We start from the raw sequence: 22,752 nt of genomic DNA, 5'->3' as shown, positions 1-22,752 counted from the left end.
TTCGGCAAAATAGCGTGACCTGCGAGTCATAACGCGCATCTTCACTGTATTGTATTAATAGGGAATGATGGCGCTTGGCTCTTTATTGGCCTGGCGATAGCCACTTATTCCCTTCGCTGTCGCTCCTTGTGGACGACAGGAAATCTCTGTTGGCCAGCGCTCTCGATTGCAGAGAACGGTGATATTCAGCTGTTTATTATTGGGAAGCCATAATGATTGGCATAAAAAGCATAGCGAGTTACGTGCCCGTAGCCGGCGTCGATAACTACGCACAAGGTGCTAAGTTCGCCAAGGATGAAGAGTTCATTCTGGGCAAGATCGGTTCTGCTTTCCTGCCGCGCAAAGACGCCGGGCAAGAAACGTCTGACCTGTGCGTCGAGGCCGTCAATGCCTTGTTCGCCAAGAATCCCGACCTCAAGCGCGAATCCATCGACGTGCTGATCGTCGTCACCCAGAACGGCGACGAAGAGGCCTTGCCCCACACCTCCGCCATCGTTCAGGACAAGCTCGGCCTGTCGACCCATGTGGCCGCGTTCGATATCTCCCTTGGGTGCTCGGGCTACGTCTACGGCCTGTATGCGCTCAAGGGCTTCATGGACGCCGCAGGGCTGAAGAACGGCCTGCTGGTGACCTGCGACCCGTACTCGAAAATTGTCGACCCCGAAGATCGCAATACCACGATGCTGTTTGGCGATGCTGCGACAGCCACGTGGATGGGCGAGGGGGCTGACTGGCAGCTGGGCAAGGCCAAATTTGGCACTGACGGTTCCGGCGCACCGCACCTGAAGGTCAGTAACGGCGTGTTTTTCATGAATGGCCGTCAGGTCTTCAACTTCGCGCTGCTCAAAGTGCCCGCGCACCTGCACGAGTTGCTGGATGAGTCTGGCTTGCATTCGGACGATATCGACGCCTTCTGTATTCACCAGGGCAGTGCTGCGATTGTCGATGCTGTAGCCCGGCGTTTTGAAGGTGATCCGGAGAAGTTTCTCAAGGACATGCTGGAAACCGGTAATACCGTTTCTTCGAGCATTCCTTTGTTGCTGGAAAAACACGTGCTCGACAGCGATTGGAATCGGGTTGCGTTGAGTGGCTTTGGTGTTGGCTTGTCCTGGGGCTCGGCGATCATTCATCGCTCGTGATTGCATAAGCTTCTAAAAATAGCGCTTCAGGTGAGTTAACCTTGAGCGCTATTTTTTTGCGCACGTTTTGAGTGAGGCAGCATGAGCGAGAGCTTTCAGCAAAATGCCGAGGTGCTACAGGCGCGCTGGCCGGAGGTGTTCTCCCGGTTGTTGGCCGAAGATAGCGAATCATTGCAGGTCGAACTGGTGGAAGGGTTGGGTTCAACCCTGAGGATTGCCGGCATTCAGTTGACCAGTCGCCATGACCGCACTGCTGAAGCCCGCCTGCAAGCCGCCACTCTGCCACCTGAGAGTCCGATGCTGCATGTGTACGGTACGGGGCTGGGCGATTTGCAGCAGGTCTTGCTGGAAAATCCCGAGCTACGACGGTTGCAGGTGCACATTCTCAACGGTGGGTTGTTTGCTTTGGTCCTCAGCCTCCTTGACCAAACGCCCTGGCTCAGTGATCCACGGGTCGAACTGAGTTATGCCGCCGATTGCCGCGAGATCCAGTTACCGTTCTTTGCGCTGCCGTCCGAGTTGGAATTAGCGGATGAGTTTAATGCCAGGATTCGTGATCGACTGGTCAGCGAAGTGCACCTGAGCTTCAATAATCGCGAGTTCGATCCGCAATCTCCGCAGATTCTCCAGCGCTTGCAGGACAGCCTCGAGCTGTTGCGCAGTGACCGTGATATCGCTGAGCTGTTCGGCTCGCAGGCGGGGCAGGAAGTCTATGTGATTGGTACGGGGCCGAGCCTGGAGCAGCACTTCGAAAAGCTTCTGGCTATTCGTGAGCAGGTGCAGCGGCCTCTGTTTATCAGTGTCGATACGGCTTACCGGCCGTTAATTGAGCACGGCATCAAACCGGACTTGGTGGTGAGCATCGATAAGGGGATCACGGCTCGGCACTTGCCGCCGTCGGACTCCGACAGTATCCCCTTGGTGTATATGCCAATGAGTGATCCGCAGGTGCTCGTGGCCTGGAAGGGCCTGCGCTATGCCGGCTATTCCGCCAGCCCGATCTATGCCGCGCTGCGCCAGCAAATTGCCAAAGCGCAGTTGTACGTCGGCGGCAGCGTGCTTCATCCGGCGGTAGACTTGGCGGTGAAAATGGGCGCAGCGAGAATCACCTTGTTCGGCGCTGATTTTGCTTTCCCGATGAACAAGACCCACGCGGGCTGGAATGACGGTGATCTAGGGCCTGGCGTTAACCTCGCCAGGCACTGGGTGCTTGATGGTCATGGACAACGAGTCAAGACGCAGCTCAATTTTCGTCGCTATCTGGGCGAGCTGGAACGTTACATTGCCGGGCATCCAGAGGTGCGCTTTCTTAACAGTAGTCGGGCAGGTGCGATGATCGCCGGTACGGCCTTTAACCTGGAGTTTGTGCAATGAGCCCCCGTGCACAGTGTGTCATCGACTGTCGGCAGTGTGCCGGGCTGTTTCGTCTTGGGCGTAATGTCGAGGCGGCCTTGACTATGGTCGATGTGTTCGATCACGCGCAGAGTCTGTTAAGTCGGGGCTCGCCAGCAGCGCAACAACAATGGTTGCAGCTACTGCCGCCGATGCTGGCCTGCCAGGAAGGGCTGGACTGGTTGGGGTTGGCTGACTATCTAGAGTATGAGTTGGTGGCGTTACTCGAGCGCGAATAGTAGTTCGAGCGCGTTCAGGTTGCCCCGCCGACGCTTCTGCATGGATGTGTTCCTTTCTCGACTCCCCGTCACGACCCCGTTCTAGATACGTCACGAATTTTTCTCTTATCCCCGCTCGGAAAATGTGTGAGGAGGAGGCTTTTCGATTTTTTTTTCATCTTTTTTTGCAAAAAAATCCGTAAAAAATTAAACCTTTAAAAATCCACGCTTATAACCAAAATACCCTACAAATGTCGGGTATTTAATAGTTGTAATTCCCAAACAGTCTTAAAAAGCCAGTTAAAGCCACTTGTAATTTTTCCGATAAACATTTTGTAGGTTTTCAGGGCGTGCCGGATGCAGCCCGTTTTTGGAAGCCAGCAATCTTTTTTTTGTGAGGAATTTCACGATGGCTTTAACCGTAAATACCAATGTCGCTTCGTTGTCGGTTCAGCGAAATCTGAACCGCTCTTCCGATGCCGTCAGCACATCAATGGCGCGTTTGTCTTCAGGCTTAAGGATTAACAGCGCCAAGGACGATGCCGCCGGCATGCAAATCGCGAGTCGCCTGACGACCCAGATTAAAGGGATGACGGTTGCGGCCAGAAATGCGGGCAATGCAATTTCCATTGCGCAAACTGCGGAGGGGGCATTGCAGGAATCGACCAACAACCTGCAGCGGATGCGAGAACTGGCGATTCAATCAAAAAACGGCGACAACAGTCAAAAGGAGCGGGATGCACTCAATTCCGAATTCAATCAGTCGGTTCAAGAACTGACCCGTCTTTCGAAGAGCACCACGTTTGGTGGTGGTTTGAAGCTGCTGGATGGCAGCGCCGGGACGATGACGTTTCATGTGGGCGCCAACGTAGGGAGAACCGAGGAGATCAGCCTGTCGCTCTCGGACGATTTCTCTGCCGAATCGTTGTTTGTAGCGGCTAAAAGCGCTGCGGCTGTACCGGGCGACGATAAGACAACCGGCTCCGTAGCGGTTGTGAAGGGCGAGTACACGGCGCTTGCGATTGATGGGAGCGGAAGTCGAAATCTATTGCCTGTCAATGTGACGGAAAAGATGACCGATGATGCTCTACAGAAAAATACAGCACTGGCTGCTGCTGAAGCTGCGCTGGGTGCGATTGATGCGGTTACTGATCCTGCTGCCTACACGGCTCAACAAGCCGTTGTGGCTACCGCAAAAACGGAAGCCGATGGTGCGACGACAGTTTTAAAGGACGCAACCGAACTGGATAAAAAGAGCAAACCGCTCAACGATCAAGCCATTGCCGACAACATCGAGGCAACTATTGTATCCATCGACAAGGCTCTGGAAACCATTGATGCCGCTCGTTCCAATCTGGGCGCCAAGCAAAACCGCTTCGCCAGCACCATTTCCAACCTCAACAACATGGTAAAGAACACCACGGCTGCGCGCGGCCAAATCGAAGACGTCGATTTCGCCTCGGAAACAGCCGAGCTGACCAAGCAGCAAACGCTGCAACAAGCGTCGACGGCCGTCTTGGCTCAAGCCAACCAGCTACCGGCCGCAGTTCTTAAACTTCTGCAATAAAGAATGCCTTCGGGCGCATGTCGAATCCTGGTATCCGGTCAAGGATGCCAGGCCTCAAAACGGTTGGAGATGTCGGGGTGGTGTGAGGTTGTAGGTCGTTGAATAGAGTGAGTGAGATGCTCTGCAGCCCCCGACAGCTGTAGGGATGTCAGAGTAGTGGCAATATTTTTTTAAAAAGCCCTCAAGCTCCTTGCTATCTCGACGATAACTATTACGAAGGTTCTCTAGGCCACACCCGGCGGTTGCCAGGGCCGGAAGCCGCAGTACCCAACCATTGAGGAACTCATCATGACTTTAGGCGTAAACACCAACGTTACATCCCTGGCTGTTCAGAAAAACTTGAACAACGCAGCGAGTTCTCTTTCTCAATCCATGACTCGCCTGTCTTCCGGCCTGAAAATCAACAGCGCTAAAGACGACGCTGCCGGCCTGCAGATTGCTACCCGTATGAGCAGCCAGATTCGTGGTCAGACCGTGGCAGTGAAAAACGCCAACGACGGTATCTCGATGGCTCAGACTGCTGAAGGCGCGCTGCAAGAATCTACCAACATTCTGCAACGTATGCGTGAACTGGCTGTTCAGGCACGTAACGGCACCAACGGTACCGCTGACCAGACCGCAACTAACTCAGAATTCGCTCAGATGTCTGACGAACTGACTCGTATCTCTGCCAGCACCAACTTGAACGGCAAGAACCTGCTCGACGGTTCTGCCGGTACCATGACCCTGCAAGTGGGTTCCAACACCGGTACTGCTAACCACATCGACCTGGTTCTGAGCAGCAAGTTCGACGCCGCCAGCCTTTCCGTAGCCAGCGCTACTGTTGCGCTGACCGGTACCAGCGCCACTGTTGGTACCAACATCGATAACGCAATCACTGCAATTGATGCTGCCATCGCTCAAATCGGCGCAACTCGCGCAAACCTGGGTGCTTCGCAGAACCGTCTGACCAGCACCATTTCCAACTTGCAGAACATCACTGAAAACGTCACGGCTGCACAAGGTCGCGTACAAGATACCGACTTCGCTGCTGAAACTGCTCAGTTGACCAAGAGCCAAACCCTGCAACAAGCTTCGACCGCTGTTTTGGCTCAGGCCAACCAGCTGCCTTCCGCTGTACTGAAACTGCTTCAGTAATTTTGGAATGAGTTTTGGCGGGAGGGTGCGCGTGTCGTGCTCTCCCGCTTTTTTACTTTAGGAGGTGATGGACATGGATATGAGCGTCAAGCTGAACTTGTCTTACCCGGCGGTGACACCGCTGAGCGGTGCTGCTAATAAGTCGGCTGGGACGCCTCTGGTCGATAGCGTGGCAGAAGTGACCGCGAGTAAAGACTCTGATTCGAAAAAGTTGAAAGCGGCAGTGCAGGAGATTGAAAAATTCGTTCAATCGGTCAAGCGCAATCTGGAGTTTTCGATTGACGAAACGTCCGGCAAGGTTGTGGTAAAAGTAATCGCCAGTGAAACGGGTGAGGTGGTCAGGCAGATTCCCTCGGAGGAGGCGCTGAAATTGGCAGATAACTTAAGTAATGCAAGCAGCGTGTTGTTCAACGCAAAAGCTTGATGCTGGCATGAATAGTGTCTGTATGTTCTTTTATTCGTTGTAGTGGTCAAAAGACCGACGAAAAACTGAAAGGAGATGCACATGGCAAGTCCAATTGTCCCCAGTACAGGCCTTGGCTCTGGCCTTGATATCGGTTCTATCGTCACCGCATTGGTCAATGCCGACAAGTCGGCCAAGCAGACGCAGATCAACAGTCAGACGACCCTCGCGACGTCCAAGATTTCTGGAGTGGGTTCGCTGAAAAGCGCTCTGACTGCCTATCAGACGGCGTTGACCAATCTTGGCAGCGCCACAAACCCGGCTTTTTCGGGTTTTGCGGCGACTTCGTCTACCCCGGCAACCCTTGCTGCGACCTCGGACAATACGGCGGTCAATGGCAGTTACAATATTGTTGTTCAGAATCTGGCCACCAGCTCCAAAGTTGCGACTGCCTCTTTCTCTGGAGGGGCTACCAGTGCTATTCCGAGTGGTACTTTGACTATCACTCAAAATACCACTGCGACCAGCTTCACTATCCCGGCGAACTCGACGCTGCAGTCGGTTCGTGATTTGGTCAACACCCAGACAGCCACCAGTGGCGTCAGCGCCAACATCGTGACGGACAGCACGGGGGCCTCGCGTCTGGTATTTGGTTCTACAACCACCGGTGCTGGCTCGGATATCACCACCACCAGTAGCGTTGCGGGGTTGGTTATACCCGCGAATACTGCGCTCAATTCAGCAACTCCTGGTAGTGCTGGCTATATAGGCAGTCAGGCATTGGATGCAAATCTCACCATTGATGGGCTGGCGGTCAAGAGCTCGTCCAACACGGTGAGCAAGGCAATCAGTGGTTTGAGCATGACATTGGTTGCCGCTGGCAGCTCGACGGTGACGGTTGCAACCAATACCGATGGCTTGAAAACCTCGTTGCAGACCTTTGTTGATGCCTACAACACAGTGGTCAAGACCATTACCTCCTTGACTAAGGCCACCGCAGACAGCAAGGGTAATCTCACGGTAGCGGCTGCTATGACCGGTGATTCTCTGCCAAGGACATTGCTGGCGTCTTTGCGTGACCAATTGGTTACGCCTGGTCCTGGCAGTCAGTTGTCGGTGCTTTCACAGTTGGGTATCCAGACGGACCAGAAGGCCGGTACGCTGACCTTTGATAGCACCAAGTTCACGACAGCGATGACCAGCAAGAGTCTGGGCGGGCAGGTTCAGCAGTTGTTCAGCGGTACCACGAGTACCAACGGATTGCTGGCGCGGATGGGTGCGGTCCTTACGCCTTATACTCAGACGGGTGGTATTCTTGATACGCGTTCGAGCAGTTTGACCACGCAGAAGAATGCCCTCACCACCCAGCAGGCCGCACTGGATCTGCGGGTGACCAATATGACCGCCGCGTTGACAGCCAAATACAACGCGATGGACCTTTTGGTGGGGCAGATGAAGGCGACTTCGACCAGTATCACGTCATACTTCACTTCGTTGAGCGCATCGAAGACGGGCTAATTACTGTCTCGGCACCGAAAGCCCGGCTGCGTTTAACGCAGTCGGGCTTTTGGCATCTGGCCTAAAGTTTTGTGACGTTGTGTCGATACCTTGGGTATACGAACTCTTGAGTTTTGATGAGGTAGAACATGAATCCGATGTTAGCTCTTCGGCAGTATCAGAAGATTGGTGCGCAAGCCCAGACTTCCGAAGCCAGTCCCCACCGCCTCGTGCAAATGCTGATGGAAGGCGGTCTGGACCGCATTGCTCAAGCCAGGGGTGCGATGGAGCGTAAGGACATTCCTAACAAGGGCATCCTGATCGGCAAGGCCATTGGCATCGTGGGTGGTCTGCGCGAAGGTCTTGACCTGGAGAAATCGGCAGCTGCTCTGGGGAATCTAGACAATCTCTACGTTTACATGATGAAGCGTCTGGCGGAAGCCAACATCAAGAGCGACCCGAAAATCCTCGACGAAGTCAGCGATTTGCTGCGTACGGTCAAGGATGGCTGGGATGGCATCGCGACCCTATAGCCTGCTGTTTCGAGGAGATCACCATGAGTGCTGTATTGCAGCGTATCGAAGAAACCCGTGAAGCGTTGGTCGGTGCATTGGCTGAGCGTGACTGGGAAGCTATTGGGCAGCTGGATCTAGCTTGCCGCGCTTGTGTTGACGATGTGATCAGCGAGGCTCCGCTAAACGAAACCGAAGTGAGAAGCAATCTTGAACGCCTGTTAGGGGTGTATCGACAGCTGATTGAGGTCGCTACTGATGAGCGCCAAGCAATAGTCGACGAGATGACGCAGATCCGGCAAGCGAAAAACGCGGCAAAGGTTTACCATCTGTTCGGTTGACACTCAGTTGATCGAAAAAAAGAAATTCGCCATAAATTTGACTGTGCGCGGATTTTTGACTTAACTAGTGCGGTTTACTATTTTCTGACGTCTAAATCGCCAAATGGGTCGTAGACGCCAAGCTTGCCCCCATTTCATGGGCATTGAGTTTGACTAGGGAAGTTGCTATTGCATGTGGCGTGAAATCAAGATTTTGCTGATTGATGACGATAGCCTGCGCCGCCGGGATATGGCGGTCATTTTAAATTTTCTTGGCGAAGAAAATTTGTCCTGCTCAAGCCTTGATTGGCAGCAGGTCGTCGGTTCTCTGACCTCTACCCGAGAAGTGCTTTGCGTGCTGGTGGGCGAAGTGAGCGCTCCAGGTACTCTTCAAGGACTGCTTAAGACCATCGCCGCCTGGGATGAGTTCCTTCCCGTCATGTTAATGGGAGAATTTTCTTCCACTGACCTGCCAGAGGACTTGCGCCGTCGTGTGCTCTCGTCTCTGGAAATGCCGCCCAGCTACAGCAAACTGCTCGATTCCCTGCACCGTGCTCAGGTTTATCGTGAAATGTACGATCATGCCCGTGAGCGTGGTCGTCATCGTGAGCCGAACCTGTTTCGCAGTCTGGTGGGTACCAGTCGCGCGATTCAGCATGTTCGGCAAATGATGCAGCAGGTTGCCGACACCGATGCCAGTGTGCTGATCCTCGGTGAGTCCGGTACTGGCAAGGAAGTGGTTGCGCGCAATCTGCACTATCACTCCAAGCGTCGTGATGCGCCGTTCGTACCTGTCAACTGTGGAGCCATACCTGCCGAGTTGCTGGAAAGCGAACTGTTCGGTCATGAGAAGGGCGCGTTTACCGGGGCGATCACCAGTCGTGCCGGGCGCTTTGAGCTGGCCAATGGCGGCACCTTGTTCCTCGACGAAATCGGCGACATGCCGCTGCCTATGCAGGTTAAGCTGTTGCGTGTGCTGCAGGAGCGCACCTTCGAGCGGGTCGGCAGCAACAAAACCCAGAGCGTCGATGTGCGAATCATTGCAGCGACGCACAAGAATCTCGAGCACATGATCGAGATCGGTACGTTCCGTGAAGACCTGTATTACCGTTTGAATGTATTCCCGATCGAGATGGCCCCGCTGCGCGAGCGTGTCGAAGACATTCCGTTGCTGATGAACGAATTGATTTCGCGCATGGAGCACGAAAAACGTGGCTCGATCCGTTTCAACTCGGCGGCCATCATGTCGCTTTGTCGTCACGCCTGGCCGGGCAATGTTCGCGAACTGGCCAATCTGGTCGAGCGCATGGCGATCATGCATCCCTACGGGGTGATCGGCGTCATCGAGTTGCCGAAAAAATTCCGTTACGTTGACGATGAAGACGAGCAACTGGTTGATAGCTTTCGCACTGACCTGGAAGAGCGGGTCGCTATTAATGGACATACGCCCAACTTCGCTTCCGGCGCCTTGTTGCCACCTGAAGGTCTTGACCTCAAGGACTATCTGGGAGGGTTGGAGCAGGGCCTGATTCAGCAGGCATTGGACGATGCAGGCGGCATTGTGGCGCGCGCGGCTGAGCGTCTGCGTATTCGTCGTACAACCCTGGTGGAAAAAATGCGTAAATACGGCATGAGCCGTCGTGATGGGGAAGAACAGGCGGAGGATTGACGCTTCTTCTCTTCTCGAATAATCAAACCCCTGATAAGTCAGGGGTTTTTTTTCGGCACGGGTATTGCTATGTCTCTTGCTACATACCGTTTAATGACGGTTCGCCATGCGAGAGACCACTATGCCCCAGGCTGCCCAGATGTCTTCTGCCCTTTCTTACGAAGCGCAGCCGTCCCTCGAGCCGGAAAGCCGGACGGGGCTTGAGCAGGCGTTCTCGCGGTTCGATCAGATGTCGAGTCAGTTGAGTGACTCCTACAGCTTGCTCGAAGCGCGGGTGACGGAGCTCAAGGGGGAGTTGGCGGTCGTCAGTGCTCAGCGAATGCAGGAATTGGCGGAAAAAGAGCGTCTGGCTAATCGCCTGCAAAACTTGCTCATGCTGTTGCCCGGCGGCGTCATTGTCATGGACGGTCAGGGCGTGGTGCGTGAGGCCAACCCTGCAGCATGCGACCTGTTAGGTGAGCCACTGCTGGGCATGCTTTGGCGACAAGTGATCAGTCGGTGTTTCGCGCCGCGCGAAGATGATGGTCACGAAGTGTCTCTCAAGGATGGACGACGTCTGTCCATCGCAACGCGTTCACTGGACGCGGAGCCGGGTCAGCTAGTGCTGCTTAACGACTTGACCGAAACCCGTCATCTGCAGGGGCAGCTAGCCCGTCACGAGCGTCTATCCTCCCTGGGGAGAATGGTCACCTCGCTGGCTCATCAGATTCGTACGCCGCTGTCCGCAGCCTTGATCTATGCCAGCCATTTGGCTGAGCAGGAGCTGCCGGTGGCGACTCAGCAACGTTTTGCCGGACGCTTGAAAGAGCGTTTGCACGAGCTCGAACATCAGGTGCGCGACATGCTGGTCTTCGCACGTGGCGAGTTGCCGATGACCGATCGTATTGCGCCCGATCTGTTGTTTCAGGCCTTGCAGGCGGCGGCGCAAACCCACGTGCAGGGTCTATCGGTACGTTGGCAGTGCGACAGTCGCGAAGGCGCGTTGCTGTGCAATAGAGACACGCTGGTGGGGGCGCTGCTTAATTTGATTGAAAACGCGGTGCAGGCCAGCGCTGGAAAAACGCGCTTGAAAATCCATCTCTACAGTCGCGATAACACGCTGCGCTTATGCATCAGTGACAACGGCAGCGGGATCGACGCCTCGGCACTGGCGCGCATCGGCGAGCCTTTCTTTACCACCAAGTCCACCGGCACCGGGTTGGGGTTGGCGGTGGTCGGCGCAGTCACCCGTGCACACCAGGGGCAGCTGCAATTTCGTTCTCGTCCGGGTCGCGGCACGTGCGCGATTGTCACTCTGCCTTTGATTCCGGAAGCTTGTGACGCGGGAGTGAACTGATGGCGATCAAGGTGTTGCTGGTCGAGGATGATCCTTCACTGCGCGAGGCGCTGGGTGAGACCTTGATGTTGGCCGGGCACGACTTCCGTGCCGTCGGTTCGGCTGAAGAGGCGCTTGAGGCCGTGGCTGAAGAGTCCTTCGGTCTGGTGGTGAGTGACGTCAACATGCCGGGCATGGATGGTCATCAATTGTTGAGCGTGTTGCGCAGCCGTTATGCGCAATTACCTGTACTGTTGATGACTGCGCACGGCGCGGTCGAGCGTGCGGTAGATGCGATGCGTCAGGGCGCGGCGGATTATCTGGTCAAGCCTTTCGAGCCCAAAGCATTTATGGAGTTGGTAGCGCGGCACGCACTGGGTCGTCCCGGACCTGCTGACAGTGAGGGGCCGGTAGCCTTCGAGCCGGCCAGCGCACAATTGCTGGATTTGGCCGGTCGAGTGGCCAGGAGTGATTCGACGGTGCTGATTTCCGGTGAGTCCGGTACGGGCAAGGAAGTGTTGGCGCGTTTTATTCACCAGCAGTCTACTCGGGCTAACAAGCCGTTTATTGCGATCAATTGCGCGGCGATCCCGGACAACATGCTTGAAGCGACGTTGTTCGGTCATGAGAAAGGATCGTTCACCGGCGCCATCGCGGCGCAGGCGGGCAAGTTTGAGCAGGCAGATGGCGGCACCATTCTGCTGGATGAGATTTCTGAAATGCCCCTCGGTCTGCAAGCCAAATTGCTGCGCGTGCTTCAGGAAAGGGAAGTGGAGCGTGTGGGTGGGCGTAAACCCATCATCTTGGATATTCGTGTGCTGGCAACCACCAACCGCGATCTGGCCGCAGAAGTAGCTGCAGGACGTTTTCGCGAAGATCTTTATTACCGGATTTCGGTGTTTCCGTTGGCTTGGCGACCACTGCGTGAGCGAACTGCCGATATTCTGCCGCTGGCCGAACGGTTGCTGTCCAAACACGTCAATAAAATGAAGCATGCCGCCGTACGATTGTCGGCGGACGCGCAAGCCTGTCTGATCGGCTACCCATGGCCAGGCAATGTTCGCGAGCTGGATAACGCGATTCAGCGGGCATTGATCCTGCAGCAGGGAGGGGTGATTCAGGCTCAGGACTTCTGTTTGTCTGGCCCGGTAGCGGCTTCGCCAGTGCCGGCGTTAGGTGTTCCGACGCAGCCGCAGGTTGTTGCTTCAACACCGATGCCTTCAGTGTCAGTGCCTTCAGCCGATGGTGCGGCATCACATAATCAGGTCGGAGAGTCCGCCGGGGCCTTGGGTGATGACTTGCGGCGTCGTGAGTTTCAGATAATCATCGACACCCTACGCGCTGAGCGCGGCCGTCGCAAAGAAGCGGCGGAACGCTTGGGTATCAGCCCCCGGACCTTGCGTTACAAGCTGGCGCAGATGCGCGATGCGGGGATGGATGTTGAAGCGTCTCTATTCGCTACTTGATGCCGTGTGGTGTATAAGGCGCACCGCATCAAACTATTCGCAGGCTGGCGCGTGTTCCTGCAGACTTCATACCATTTGAATGCAAGTTGCGGCTAAAGGCCATCACTTGGCTGGCACTGTTGTTGCTTTGCCATGTGTAGCCGCTTAACGAGTGTCAAAAATCTGCGGCCTTTAGTGAGAGAGACGTCATGAGCCAAGGTGTTGAATTTAATCGCTTGATGTTGGACATGCGCTCCATGCAAATGGACGCCATGGCTACGCCAAAAGCAATAAGCACCCCGGAAATCGGCGCCAGCAGCTTTGCCGATATGCTTGGCCAGGCCGTCAACAAGGTCAACGATACCCAGCAGGCCTCTAATCAATTGTCGAATGCGTTTGAAATCGGCAAAAGCGGTGTGGACCTCACTGACGTGATGATCTCCTCGCAAAAAGCGAGCGTTTCGTTCCAGGCGTTGACCCAGGTCCGCAATAAACTGGTTCAAGCGTATCAAGACATCATGCAGATGCCGGTTTAAGGACGTATTGAGTCATGGCTGAAGCAGTCACCGATAACGTGCCGGCCAAATCGGGTGCCCCTCAAGGTAAGCCGCCGCTGTTTGGTTTGTCCTTTCTGGAAAATCTCTCCGAGATGACCATGTTGCGTCAGGTTGGCCTTATGGTCGGTCTGGCAGCGAGTGTTGCTATTGGTTTTGCCGTGGTGCTCTGGTCCCAGCAGCCTGATTATCGGCCGCTGTACGGCAGTCTGGCCGGTATGGACGCCAAACAGGTCATGGATACGTTGGCGGCCGCGGACATCCCTTATACCGTCGAACCAAATTCTGGCGCGTTGCTGGTCAAGGCTGATGATTTGCAGCGTGCGCGGATCAAATTGGCGGGCGCGGGTGTAGCGCCAGGCGACGGCAACATCGGCTTCGAAATTCTCGACAAGGACCAGGGCCTGGGTACCAGCCAGTTCATGGAAGCCACGCGCTATCGTCGCGGGCTTGAAGGCGAGCTTGCCCGGACCATCTCCAGCCTCAATAACGTCAAGGGTGCACGTGTGCATCTGGCGATCCCGAAAAGTTCGGTGTTCGTGCGTGACGAGCGTAAACCGAGCGCTTCGGTACTGATCGAATTGTACGCTGGCCGCTCATTGGAGCCGGGTCAGGTCATGGCGATTATCAACCTGGTGGCAACGGCTGTTCCCGAACTGAGCAAGTCGCAGATTACCGTGGTCGACCAGAAGGGCACGCTGTTGTCCGATCAGAGTGAAAACTCCGAATTGACCATGGCTGGCAAGCAGTTTGACTACAGTCGCCGTATGGAAAACATGCTCACTCAGCGTGTACAGAACATCCTGCAACCGATTCTGGGCAATGATCGCTACAAGGCCGAAGTCTCGGCCGATGTGGACTTCAGCGCCGTTGAGTCGACAGCGGAAAGCTTCAACCCCGATCAACCTGCGTTGCGCAGCGAGCAGTCGGTCGACGAACAGCGTTCCTCCGGTGGCGGTCCGCAGGGCGTTCCGGGTGCGTTGAGTAATCAGCCGCCCGGTCCAGCCAGTGCGCCTCAGCAGGCGGGCGCGGGTGCAGCTGCCTCAGGTTCCATACAGCCAGGTCAACCGCTGCTCGACGCAAATGGTCAGCAGATCATGGACCCAGCGACCGGTCAGCCGATGCTGGCACCTTATCCAGCGGACAAGCGTAAGCAGTCGACCAAGAACTTTGAGCTGGACCGTTCCATCAGTCACACCAAGCAGCAGCAGGGTCGGGTGAATCGCTTGTCTGTGGCGGTGGTCGTGGATGATCGGGTCAAAGTCGATCCCAAGACAGGCGAGACCAGCCTTACGCCATGGAATGCCGACGAATTGGCGCGCTTTACCCGGCTGGTGCAGGACGCTGTTGGTTTCAACGCCAGTCGCGGCGACAGCGTCAGTGTGGTAAACGTGCCATTCTCCACCGATCGTGGCGAAGTGATCCCTGATATTCCGTTCTATTCCCATCCGTGGTTCTGGGACATCGTCAAACAAGTGCTGGGTGTGTTGTTCATCCTGGTACTGGTATTTGGTGTTCTGCGGCCGGTACTCAACAACATCACCAGTGGCAAGAACCGGCAGCTGGTTGGCGTCGACGGCGATGCCGAGCTCGGTGGCATGGGTGGTCTGGGTGGTGAACTGTCCAATGACCGCGTCAGCCTTGGCGGTCCGCAAAGTATTTTGCTGCCTAGCCCGAGCGAGGGTTATGACGCACAGTTGAATGCAATCAAGAGCCTGGTGGCTGAAGACCCAGGTCGTGTGGCTCAGGTCGTGAAAGAGTGGATTAACGCAGATGAGTGACAATCGAGCGCTTACCGCCAAGATGACCAAGGTCGACAAGGCTGCAATTCTCTTGCTCTCCCTCGGTGAAACCGATGCCGCTCAGGTGCTTCGGCACATGGGGCCTAAAGAGGTTCAGCGGGTCGGTGTCGCCATGGCGCAAATGCGCAATGTGCACCGTGAGGAAGTCGAGCAGGTGATGAGTGAGTTCGTCGAGATCGTCGGCGACCAGACCAGTCTCGGCGTCGGCTCCGACGGTTATATCCGCAAAATGCTGACCCAGGCCTTGGGCGAAGACAAGGCCAACGGCCTCATCGACCGGATCTTGCTGGGGGGCAATACCAGTGGTCTGGACAGCCTGAAATGGATGGAGCCTCGTGCGGTTGCTGACGTGATCCGCTATGAGCACCCGCAAATTCAGGCCATCGTTGTGGCTTATCTGGACCCGGATCAGGCTGGCGAAGTGCTCGGTCATTTCGATCACAAGGTACGTCTGGATATCATTCTGCGTGTCTCCTCGCTCAACACCGTGCAGCCGGCGGCATTGAAAGAGCTGAACCAGATTCTGGAAAAGCAGTTCTCCGGCAACTCCAATACAGCGCGCACCACCTTGGGCGGCATCAAGCGTGCGGCCGATATCATGAACTTCCTCGACAGCTCCATCGAAGGCCAGTTGATGGACTCGATCCGCGAAGTCGACGGGGACCTGTCCGGTCAGATCGAAGACCTCATGTTCGTTTTCAACAACCTTTCCGATGTCGACGACCGGGGTATCCAGGCGTTGCTGCGCGAAGTGTCTTCTGATGTGCTGGTGTTGGCGCTTAAAGGCTCCGACGAAGCAATCAAGGAGAAAATCTTCAAGAACATGTCCAAACGTGCTGCCGAATTGTTGCGCGACGATCTCGAGGCCAAAGGCCCGGTGCGCGTCAGCGATGTGGAAACCGCGCAGAAAGAAATCCTCACTATTGCTCGCCGTATGGCCGAAGCCGGAGAAATCGTTCTCGGTGGCAAGGGCGGCGAAGAGATGATCTGAGGATCACTACATGTTTAGCTCCAACAAAGAGCCGCCCAGTGATCTGATCCGGGCCAAGGATGTCGGCGGCTTTGATGTCTGGTCGTTGCCTAGTTTCGACCCGCACAGTGAAGCGCTGTTAGAGCCAGAGCCTGAACCGGTTGAGGTCGAGCCGGCGGAGATGGAAGAAGTACCTCTGGACGAAGTCCAGCCGCTGACCCTTGAAGAGCTGGAAGGCATTCGTCAGGAAGCCTACAACGAAGGTTTTGCCACGGGTGAGAAAGAGGGTTTTCACAGCACTCAGCTCAAGGTCCGGCAAGAGGCTGACGTAGCCTTGAGCGCCAAGCTTGCGAGCCTTGAGCAATTGATGGTCCATCTGTTCGAGCCTATCGCCGAGCAGGACACGCAGATTGAAAAATCGCTGGTCGAACTGGTAGGGCACATTACCCGGCAAGTCATTCAGCGCGAGTTGACCACTGACTCTAGTCGTATCGGTCAGGTATTGCGTGACGCTTTGAAGTTGTTGCCTATGGGCGCGCAGAATGTACGCATCTTCATCAACCCTCAGGACTTCGCTCAGGTCAAAGCCCTGCGTGAACGCCATGAAGAAACCTGGCGCATCGTCGAAGACGATACCCTTCAGGCGGGTGGTTGCCGGGTCGAAACCGAGCACAGTCGAATCGATGCGACCATCGAAACTCGAATTTCTCAAGCATTGGCGAAAATGTTCGATCAGTTGCACGATCAGGCTCTGCACCCTGCGCCTGCGGACATGAGCCTCGATCTGGGTACAGTCGTCGACGCCCCGGTCATTGCAGATGACGCAGATGACGCCTCTCCTGAAAAAGCAGGCCCCGATGCGCCTTGACCGGACCAGCTTCGGCAAGCGTCTGGGTTCCTACGTCGACGCCATCGAGCTGGCAGGCCAGCCGGTGGTGGAAGGTCGTTTGTTGCGTATGGTCGGTTTGACCCTGGAAGCCGAAGGCTTGCGGGCTGCGATGGGCAGTCGGTGTCTGGTGATCAACGATGATAGCTATCACCCGATGCAAGTCGAAGCCGAGGTGATGGGGTTTTCCGGGTCCAAGATATTCCTGATGCCGGTGGGCAGTGTTGCCGGTATCGCACCGGGTGCTCGGGTTGTGCCGCTGGCCGATACCGGTCGCTTGCCGATGGGTATGGGAATGCTGGGTCGGGTCCTCGATGGCGCCGGACGCGCGCTCGATGGCAAAGGTGGAATGAAAGCCGAAGACTGGGTGCCAATGGATGGCCCGACGATCAACCCGCTCAAGCGCAATCCGATCAGCCAGCCTCTGGATGTGGGTATTCGCAGTATCAATGGGCTATTGACCGTTGGCCGTGGTCAGCGTCTCGGTCTGTTCGCCGGTACCGGTGTGGGCAAGAGCGTGCTGCTCGGGATGATGACGCGCTTCACCGAAGCCGACATTATCGTGGTTGGCCTGATCGGCGAACGGGGGCGAGAGGTCAAGGAATTCATCGAGCATATCCTCGGCGAAGAGGGGCTGAAACGCTCGGTGGTGGTGGCTTCACCCGCCGATGATGCGCCCTTGATGCGGATGCGGGCGGCCATGTATTGCACGCGCATTGCCGAATACTTTCGCGACAAGGGTAAAAACGTCCTGTTGCTCATGGATTCGTTGACTCGATTTGCTCAGGCTCAGCGGGAAATCGCTTTGGCCATTGGCGAGCCGCCCGCCACCAAGGGGTATCCACCGTCAGTGTTTGCCAAGTTGCCCAAACTGGTGGAGCGCGCCGGTAACGCCGAGGCCGGGGGCGGCTCGATTACTGCGTTCTATACCGTGCTTTCTGAAGGCGACGATCAGCAGGACCCGATTGCCGATGCCGCGCGGGGTGTGCTCGATGGGCATATCGTGTTGTCCCGGCGTCTGGCCGAAGAGGGACATTACCCGGCTATCGATATCGAAGCGTCCATCAGTCGGGTCATGCCTTCGGTGGTCAGTCCTGAACACATGGGGCAGGCTCAGCATTTCAAACAATTGTGGTCGCGCTACCAGCAGAGTCGCGACTTGATCAGCGTTGGTGCTTACGTGGCCGGTGGTGATCGGGAAACCGACATGGCGATCGCCTTGCAGCCGACATTGGTGCGCTACCTGCGCCAAGGGCTCAATGACAACGAGAGCCTGCAGGAGAGTAAGGCGCGCCTCGCCGCAGTGTTCAATCCCGCAGCAGGCGGCTGATAAGCCATGGCCTCAAGTCGAGCGGTACGCCTGGCGCCGGTGGTGGACATGGCCGAAAAGGCAGAGCGCGCAGCGGCTCAGCGCCTGGGGCACTTCCAGGGACAGGTCAGTCTGGCTGAGACCAAGCTGGCCGAACTCGAGCGTTTTCGCCATGAGTATCAGTTGCAGTGGATCGACAAAGGCGGTCGCGGGGTGTCGGGGCAGTGGCTGATAAATTATCAAAGCTTTCTCAATCAGCTGGAAACTGCTGTGGCCCAGCAACAGAAGAGCCTTGCCTGGCATCAGGAAAATCTCGACAAGGCTCGGGGTGCCTGGCAGCAGTGTTATGCGCGGGTCGAGGGTCTGCGCAAGCTGGTTCAGCGCTACATTGATGAAGCGCGGCAGCTTGAAGACAAGCGCGAACAAAAGCTTCTCGACGAACTTTCCCAGCGCTTACCCCGCCACGATCAATTTTAATGCAGGTAATTGAATTCATTCGGGTTGCTGTTGGCGCAGCAGAATGCTAAATCTTTCACACCGTGTCTGTGTTAACCCAAGGAAGCCTCCAATGTCCGTAAACACCGAGTTCTCCCACGACGGGCAAGAACTGACCATTTTCATCGAAGGGCGTTTTGATTTCGCCGCGCATCAAGATTTTCGCGGTGCCTACGAGAACGCTGCCGGCACTCCTCGGCGCTTCGTTGTCGATCTAAAGGGCACGAGTTATCTGGACAGTTCCGCGCTTGGCATGCTGTTACTGCTGCGTGACCATGCCGGCGGTGACGATGCGAAGATCCATCTGATCAACTGCAACGCCGACGTGAACACCATCCTGACCATCTCCAATTTCTCAAAACTGTTTCAGATCGGCTGACGTGTGCTAACCCTGCCCGAAAGCCTGTGCGTGCTTATTGCTGACGACAATGCCAGTGATCGCTTGCTACTCACGACCATCGTCCGTCGCCAGGGCCATACAGTGCTCAGCGCCAGCAATGGCCTGGAAGCGTTGGCGTTGTTTGAAAAAGAGCGTCCGCAGTTGGTGCTGATGGATGCTTTGATGCCGGTGATGGACGGTTTTGAGGCCGCGCGCCGAATCAAACAGGTGGCAGGCGAAGCGCTGGTGCCCATCATTTTTCTCACCTCTCTGAGCGAAAGCGAGGCGTTGGTTCGATGCCTTGACGCAGGGGGCGACGATTTTCTCGCCAAGCCCTACAGCGAGGCGATCCTCACCGCGAAGATCAATGCCATGGAGCGCTTGCGACGGTTGCAGGAAACGGTCTTGGAACAACGTGACCAAATCGCCAGGCATCATGGCTATTTGCTTAATGAACAGCGGGTAGCCAAAGCAGTATTTGATCAGGTGGCGCATTCCGGCTGCCTGAGTGCGCCGAACATTCGCTACCTGCAATCGCCCTATGCCTTATTCAACGGCGATCTATTGTTGGCTGCGTACACGCCTGCCGGCAACATGCACGTTTTATTGGGTGACTTTACCGGCCATGGTTTGCCTGCGGCTGTAGGGGCGATGCCCTTGGCTGAAGTGTTTTACGGCATGACCGCCAAGGGGTACGGCCTGACCCAAACCTTGCGGGAAATGAATGCGAAGCTCAAACGCATTTTGCCCGTGGACATGTTTTGCTGCGCGACTTTGCTGAGCGTGAACTTCAGCTTGCAGCAAGTGGAAGTGTGGAACGGTGGTCTGCCTGATGGTTATCTGCATCACGTTGCCAGTGGGGAGCGAACGCCGCTGGTGTCGCGGCATTTGCCATTGGGTGTGCTCGACCCGGCTCGCTTCGATTACAAGACCGAAGTGCACCCGCTGGCCTTGGGTGACCGGATTTTCCTGTTGTCCGACGGCGTACTCGACACCAGTGACAACGATGATCAATTGTTTGGTGTCGAGCGATTACAGGCGGTGTTCGCCGCCAATCGCCAGCCGGACGAACTGATCAATGAGATTCAGCGTGCCCTGGACGGCTTTCGAGGGCAGGCGCGGGATGATGTAAGCATGGTCGAAATCAGCCTGATCGCCCCGGCCCTGCTGGGGTCTCCGTCGGTGACATATTCGGACAGTGGTGAGTCCAGCCCGCTGGACTGGTCGGCGAGCTTCGAGTATCGCGCCACGACGCTCAAGCGTTTCAATCCTTTGCCTTACTTGTTGCAGCTGCTGATGGAGGTGCATGGTCTGCGCAGTCTGAGCGGGCCGTTGTACAGCGTGCTCTCCGAGCTGTACACCAACGCCCTGGAGCATGGCGTGCTGGGTCTCGACTCGGAACTAAAGCGCGATGCTCTTGGTTTTGCCCAGTACTACCGGGAGCGCAATGAGCACTTGGCGAGTCTTGAAGAGGGTTATGTGCGCCTGCATTTGCAGATTGTGCCGCGCGGGCAGGGTGGTCATTTGACGATACGCGTTGAAGACAGTGGTGCTGGATTCGACGTCGATCGTGTTCTGGCGCTGTCGGCGCAGACTCATGAGTTATCAGGGCGAGGCCTCAACTTGATACGTGAATTGAGTGAGCATTCCTATTGGTCGCAGGACGGACGTACCGCGTGCGTGGAATTTTCCTGGGGGGCTCTGGCATAATCCAATGATTCTTGATCAAGGAGCGAACAAGTGTCAGTGACTCATTTGGATTACCGTGTGCTGGGCGGCTTGCAAGAAGTGATGGAGGCAGAATACCCCATCTTGCTCGACACGTTTCTTAAAGACTCCGAACAGCGCCTGGTGCAGTTGCACCATGCCCTTGCTGCGCAGGCATCTGGTTTGCCGGCGCTGGGCATGGCTGCTCATAGTCTCAAGGGCAGCAGTGGCAACATGGGGGCTACTCGGTTGGCTGAGCTGTGCCGGCAGCTCGAAGAGCGTGCTCAGTGCAATGAGCTGACCGGAGTCGATGAGTTGCTCAGGAAAATCGACGTTGAATTCATCACGGTCCGGCGTTTGTTCAGCGTTGAACGTCAGCGTTTTATCGGTCAAGGCTGAGATAAGCCGAAGCTGGCCCGTCCCTTGCTTGGTGACTTGGCAATTGTGCCCGTACGGAGACTGACATGCCCCTTGCCACTCACCCGCTTCTCCAGGCTGCCGCCGTAGCCAAATCCCAGCCAGCTGTCGCCAGTAGTGCGGCAAAACCTGCTGAGACGGGCAAGGAAGACACTTCCAGCTTTGCTCGAGTGTTTGCCAAACATGCCCAGCCCAAGCCTGTGGTGAGCAATGACACCCGTACAAAAGCGGTCCACGACAAGCCCGATGCAGGTAACGGCAAGCAAGCGGTGAGCGATAAATCTGCCGCTTCCACCTCGGCGGTTGCCGATAGCGGCAAATCCTTGCCTGCCGATAGCGTCAGCGGAAAAGCGGATGCTACGGGTAAGGATATGCCGAAGGATAAGACGACCGACCCGGCGCTAAGCGACGTTGCCCCCGTTGATCCGACCCTGGATCCGGCGGCCTTGCAGGCGCTGGTCGTCCAGCCGGCTGCCGAGTCTGTGGTGCCGGTCGCTCCGGCCGTTGAACCTCAGGTCGTGCCGGTAGCCGTGAGTGCAGCGGTAGCCACGCAGCAGTCGGCTGTTCCTGTTCCTGTTGGCACTGGCACTGGCACTGGTGCTGGTTTCGACCCTGCGACTGACCCTCTGGCAGGGTTGCCTGCCGTGCAAATGGCGCTGGAGCAGAGCGCCAAGGCGTCAGGCTCAGTGCCAGTGCCCACCGCGTCTACCTCTGCTCCGAGTGTCGCGAAAGCATCTCCCGCTCAAGCCGATGCGGACCCCTTGCAGGCCATTGCCAATAACCTGACGGTCATCACGGATCAACCGTCCGCGGGTGGCGCAGGTACTGAGGGGGGCGATAAGGCTTTTAAAGGTCTTATTGAAGACGGTTTGAGCAATGTCAAAGCTCCGGCCAGTGACACTCGGGTCGATGATTTTGCCAATCGCCTAGCCGCCCTGAGTCAGGCAGTACAGCCCAAGGCGGCGGAAGCAGCTTCGCCTTTGTCGTTGGCCCAGCCATTGGCCATGCATCAGAGCGGTTGGAGTGAGGGGGTCGTGGATCGCGTCATGTATATGTCGAGTCAGAACTTGAAGTCAGCAGATATTCAGCTGGAGCCGGCGGAGCTGGGTCGCCTGAATATCCGCGTCAACATGGCACCTGACCAGCAAACCCAGGTTACGTTCATGAGTGCCCATGTCGGTGTGCGCGATGCGCTGGAGGCGCAGATGTCCAAGCTGCGCGATTCGTTTACTCAGCAGGGACTGGGCCAGGTTGACGTCAATGTGTCTGACCAGTCCCGTGGCTGGAATGGGCAGGGGCAGGACCAGCAGCAGGCTAGCCAGGGGCAGCGAAGTGGCGGCGCGAGGAGTGGTGGCACTGATCCAGTCAATGGCCTCGATGACGGGTCCATTCATGATGTGGTGCAGGCTGCCAGTCAGCCTATGCAAATCATCGGCTCCAGCGAAGTGGATTACTACGCTTGATGCTGTAACACGCTATTGGTAGGCGCGGGCTTGCGACCGTGCGTTCAGCCGTGATGGCGGTGTGCCCGACACGCCGCCTCAAGCCCTTCGTGAGTGAGATCGCGCCTACAGAATAACCCCCCTCCGCCGATCCGGTCACACATCTGGCATAACACT

22 protein-coding genes are annotated in these 22,752 nt (G+C 56.3%); all 22 read left to right on the top strand.

Features of this window, described 5'->3' with window-relative positions:
- The first annotated feature begins 212 nt into the window (after positions 1 to 212).
- The 22 genes from QN399_RS03135 to QN399_RS03030 all read left to right on the top strand — a co-directional run bounded on the left by QN399_RS03135 (position 213) and on the right by QN399_RS03030 (position 22,596).
- Positions 213 to 1,139: a ketoacyl-ACP synthase III gene (locus QN399_RS03135; protein WP_322180052.1), complete on the top strand. Its 927-nt coding sequence runs from the start codon at positions 213 to 215 to the stop codon at positions 1,137 to 1,139.
- Positions 1,140 to 1,220: 81 nt separating this feature from the next.
- Entirely contained in the window at positions 1,221 to 2,513 is a 1,293-nt protein-coding gene (locus tag QN399_RS03130) for a 6-hydroxymethylpterin diphosphokinase MptE-like protein (RefSeq protein WP_322215469.1), read from the top strand.
- Positions 2,510 to 2,770, top strand: a complete 261-nt coding sequence (locus tag QN399_RS03125) for a hypothetical protein (RefSeq protein WP_322180048.1) — start codon at positions 2,510 to 2,512, stop codon at positions 2,768 to 2,770. Before QN399_RS03130 ends, QN399_RS03125 begins: the two co-directional genes overlap by 4 nt.
- 388 nt (positions 2,771 to 3,158) lie before the next feature.
- The gene (locus tag QN399_RS03120) at positions 3,159 to 4,316 is read left to right on the top strand and encodes a flagellin (RefSeq protein ID WP_322180046.1); all 1,158 of its coding nucleotides are present in this window, start codon (positions 3,159 to 3,161) and stop codon (positions 4,314 to 4,316) included.
- 288 nt (positions 4,317 to 4,604) lie between these two features.
- Positions 4,605 to 5,453, top strand: coding sequence for a flagellin domain-containing protein (locus QN399_RS03115; protein ID WP_322180044.1), 849 nt, complete (start codon positions 4,605 to 4,607; stop codon positions 5,451 to 5,453).
- Between the two features lie 73 nt (positions 5,454 to 5,526).
- Positions 5,527 to 5,877: a flagellar protein FlaG gene (locus tag QN399_RS03110; RefSeq protein ID WP_322180042.1), complete on the top strand. Its 351-nt coding sequence runs from the start codon at positions 5,527 to 5,529 to the stop codon at positions 5,875 to 5,877.
- A gap of 81 nt (positions 5,878 to 5,958) precedes the next feature.
- Positions 5,959 to 7,374: a flagellar filament capping protein FliD gene (fliD, locus tag QN399_RS03105; RefSeq protein WP_330200538.1), complete on the top strand. Its 1,416-nt coding sequence runs from the start codon at positions 5,959 to 5,961 to the stop codon at positions 7,372 to 7,374.
- A 128-nt stretch (positions 7,375 to 7,502) separates the two neighbouring features.
- Positions 7,503 to 7,886, top strand: coding sequence for a flagellar export chaperone FliS (fliS, locus tag QN399_RS03100; protein ID WP_322180038.1), 384 nt, complete (start codon positions 7,503 to 7,505; stop codon positions 7,884 to 7,886).
- A gap of 23 nt (positions 7,887 to 7,909) precedes the next feature.
- Complete coding sequence (locus QN399_RS03095; RefSeq protein WP_322180036.1) at positions 7,910 to 8,206, top strand: flagellar protein FliT; 297 nt, start codon at positions 7,910 to 7,912, stop codon at positions 8,204 to 8,206.
- A 172-nt stretch (positions 8,207 to 8,378) separates the two neighbouring features.
- Entirely contained in the window at positions 8,379 to 9,854 is a 1,476-nt protein-coding gene (gene fleQ / locus QN399_RS03090; RefSeq protein WP_322180034.1) for a transcriptional regulator FleQ, read from the top strand.
- A gap of 139 nt (positions 9,855 to 9,993) precedes the next feature.
- Positions 9,994 to 11,190 (top strand): ATP-binding protein, encoded by a 1,197-nt coding sequence (locus QN399_RS03085; protein WP_322180032.1) that lies wholly within the window; start codon positions 9,994 to 9,996, stop codon positions 11,188 to 11,190.
- Positions 11,190 to 12,635, top strand: a complete 1,446-nt coding sequence (locus QN399_RS03080; RefSeq protein WP_322215477.1) for a sigma-54 dependent transcriptional regulator — start codon at positions 11,190 to 11,192, stop codon at positions 12,633 to 12,635. Before QN399_RS03085 ends, QN399_RS03080 begins: the two co-directional genes overlap by 1 nt.
- Before the next feature lie 188 nt (positions 12,636 to 12,823).
- Positions 12,824 to 13,150, top strand: a complete 327-nt coding sequence (fliE, locus tag QN399_RS03075; protein ID WP_322180027.1) for a flagellar hook-basal body complex protein FliE — start codon at positions 12,824 to 12,826, stop codon at positions 13,148 to 13,150.
- Positions 13,151 to 13,164: 14 nt separating this feature from the next.
- Positions 13,165 to 14,949 (top strand): flagellar basal-body MS-ring/collar protein FliF, encoded by a 1,785-nt coding sequence (gene fliF / locus QN399_RS03070; protein WP_322180025.1) that lies wholly within the window; start codon positions 13,165 to 13,167, stop codon positions 14,947 to 14,949.
- Positions 14,942 to 15,961 (top strand): flagellar motor switch protein FliG, encoded by a 1,020-nt coding sequence (gene fliG / locus QN399_RS03065; protein ID WP_322180023.1) that lies wholly within the window; start codon positions 14,942 to 14,944, stop codon positions 15,959 to 15,961. The genes fliF and fliG overlap by 8 nt, the downstream gene beginning before the upstream one ends.
- 10 nt (positions 15,962 to 15,971) lie before the next feature.
- On the top strand, positions 15,972 to 16,808 hold the full coding sequence (fliH, locus tag QN399_RS03060; RefSeq protein ID WP_322180020.1) for a flagellar assembly protein FliH: 837 nt from the start codon (positions 15,972 to 15,974) through the stop codon (positions 16,806 to 16,808).
- On the top strand, positions 16,798 to 18,156 hold the full coding sequence (gene fliI, locus QN399_RS03055) for a flagellar protein export ATPase FliI (RefSeq protein WP_322182752.1): 1,359 nt from the start codon (positions 16,798 to 16,800) through the stop codon (positions 18,154 to 18,156). The genes fliH and fliI overlap by 11 nt, the downstream gene beginning before the upstream one ends.
- 6 nt (positions 18,157 to 18,162) lie before the next feature.
- Positions 18,163 to 18,612, top strand: coding sequence for a flagellar export protein FliJ (fliJ, locus tag QN399_RS03050; RefSeq protein WP_322180018.1), 450 nt, complete (start codon positions 18,163 to 18,165; stop codon positions 18,610 to 18,612).
- A gap of 91 nt (positions 18,613 to 18,703) precedes the next feature.
- Positions 18,704 to 19,009 (top strand): STAS domain-containing protein, encoded by a 306-nt coding sequence (locus QN399_RS03045; protein ID WP_330200537.1) that lies wholly within the window; start codon positions 18,704 to 18,706, stop codon positions 19,007 to 19,009.
- Between the two features lie 3 nt (positions 19,010 to 19,012).
- Positions 19,013 to 20,719 (top strand): fused response regulator/phosphatase, encoded by a 1,707-nt coding sequence (locus QN399_RS03040; RefSeq protein ID WP_322180014.1) that lies wholly within the window; start codon positions 19,013 to 19,015, stop codon positions 20,717 to 20,719.
- A 30-nt stretch (positions 20,720 to 20,749) separates the two neighbouring features.
- Entirely contained in the window at positions 20,750 to 21,115 is a 366-nt protein-coding gene (locus QN399_RS03035; RefSeq protein WP_330200536.1) for an Hpt domain-containing protein, read from the top strand.
- 65 nt (positions 21,116 to 21,180) lie between these two features.
- Positions 21,181 to 22,596 (top strand): flagellar hook-length control protein FliK, encoded by a 1,416-nt coding sequence (locus tag QN399_RS03030; protein ID WP_330200535.1) that lies wholly within the window; start codon positions 21,181 to 21,183, stop codon positions 22,594 to 22,596.
- The last annotated feature ends 156 nt before the right edge of the window (positions 22,597 to 22,752 follow it).

The organism is Pseudomonas sp. 10C3 (assembly GCF_036346185.1).
GTDB lineage: Bacteria > Pseudomonadota > Gammaproteobacteria > Pseudomonadales > Pseudomonadaceae > Aquipseudomonas.
The sequence above is the reverse complement of the archived record's forward strand: the minus strand, read 5'-3'. Positions and strand labels throughout refer to the sequence as shown.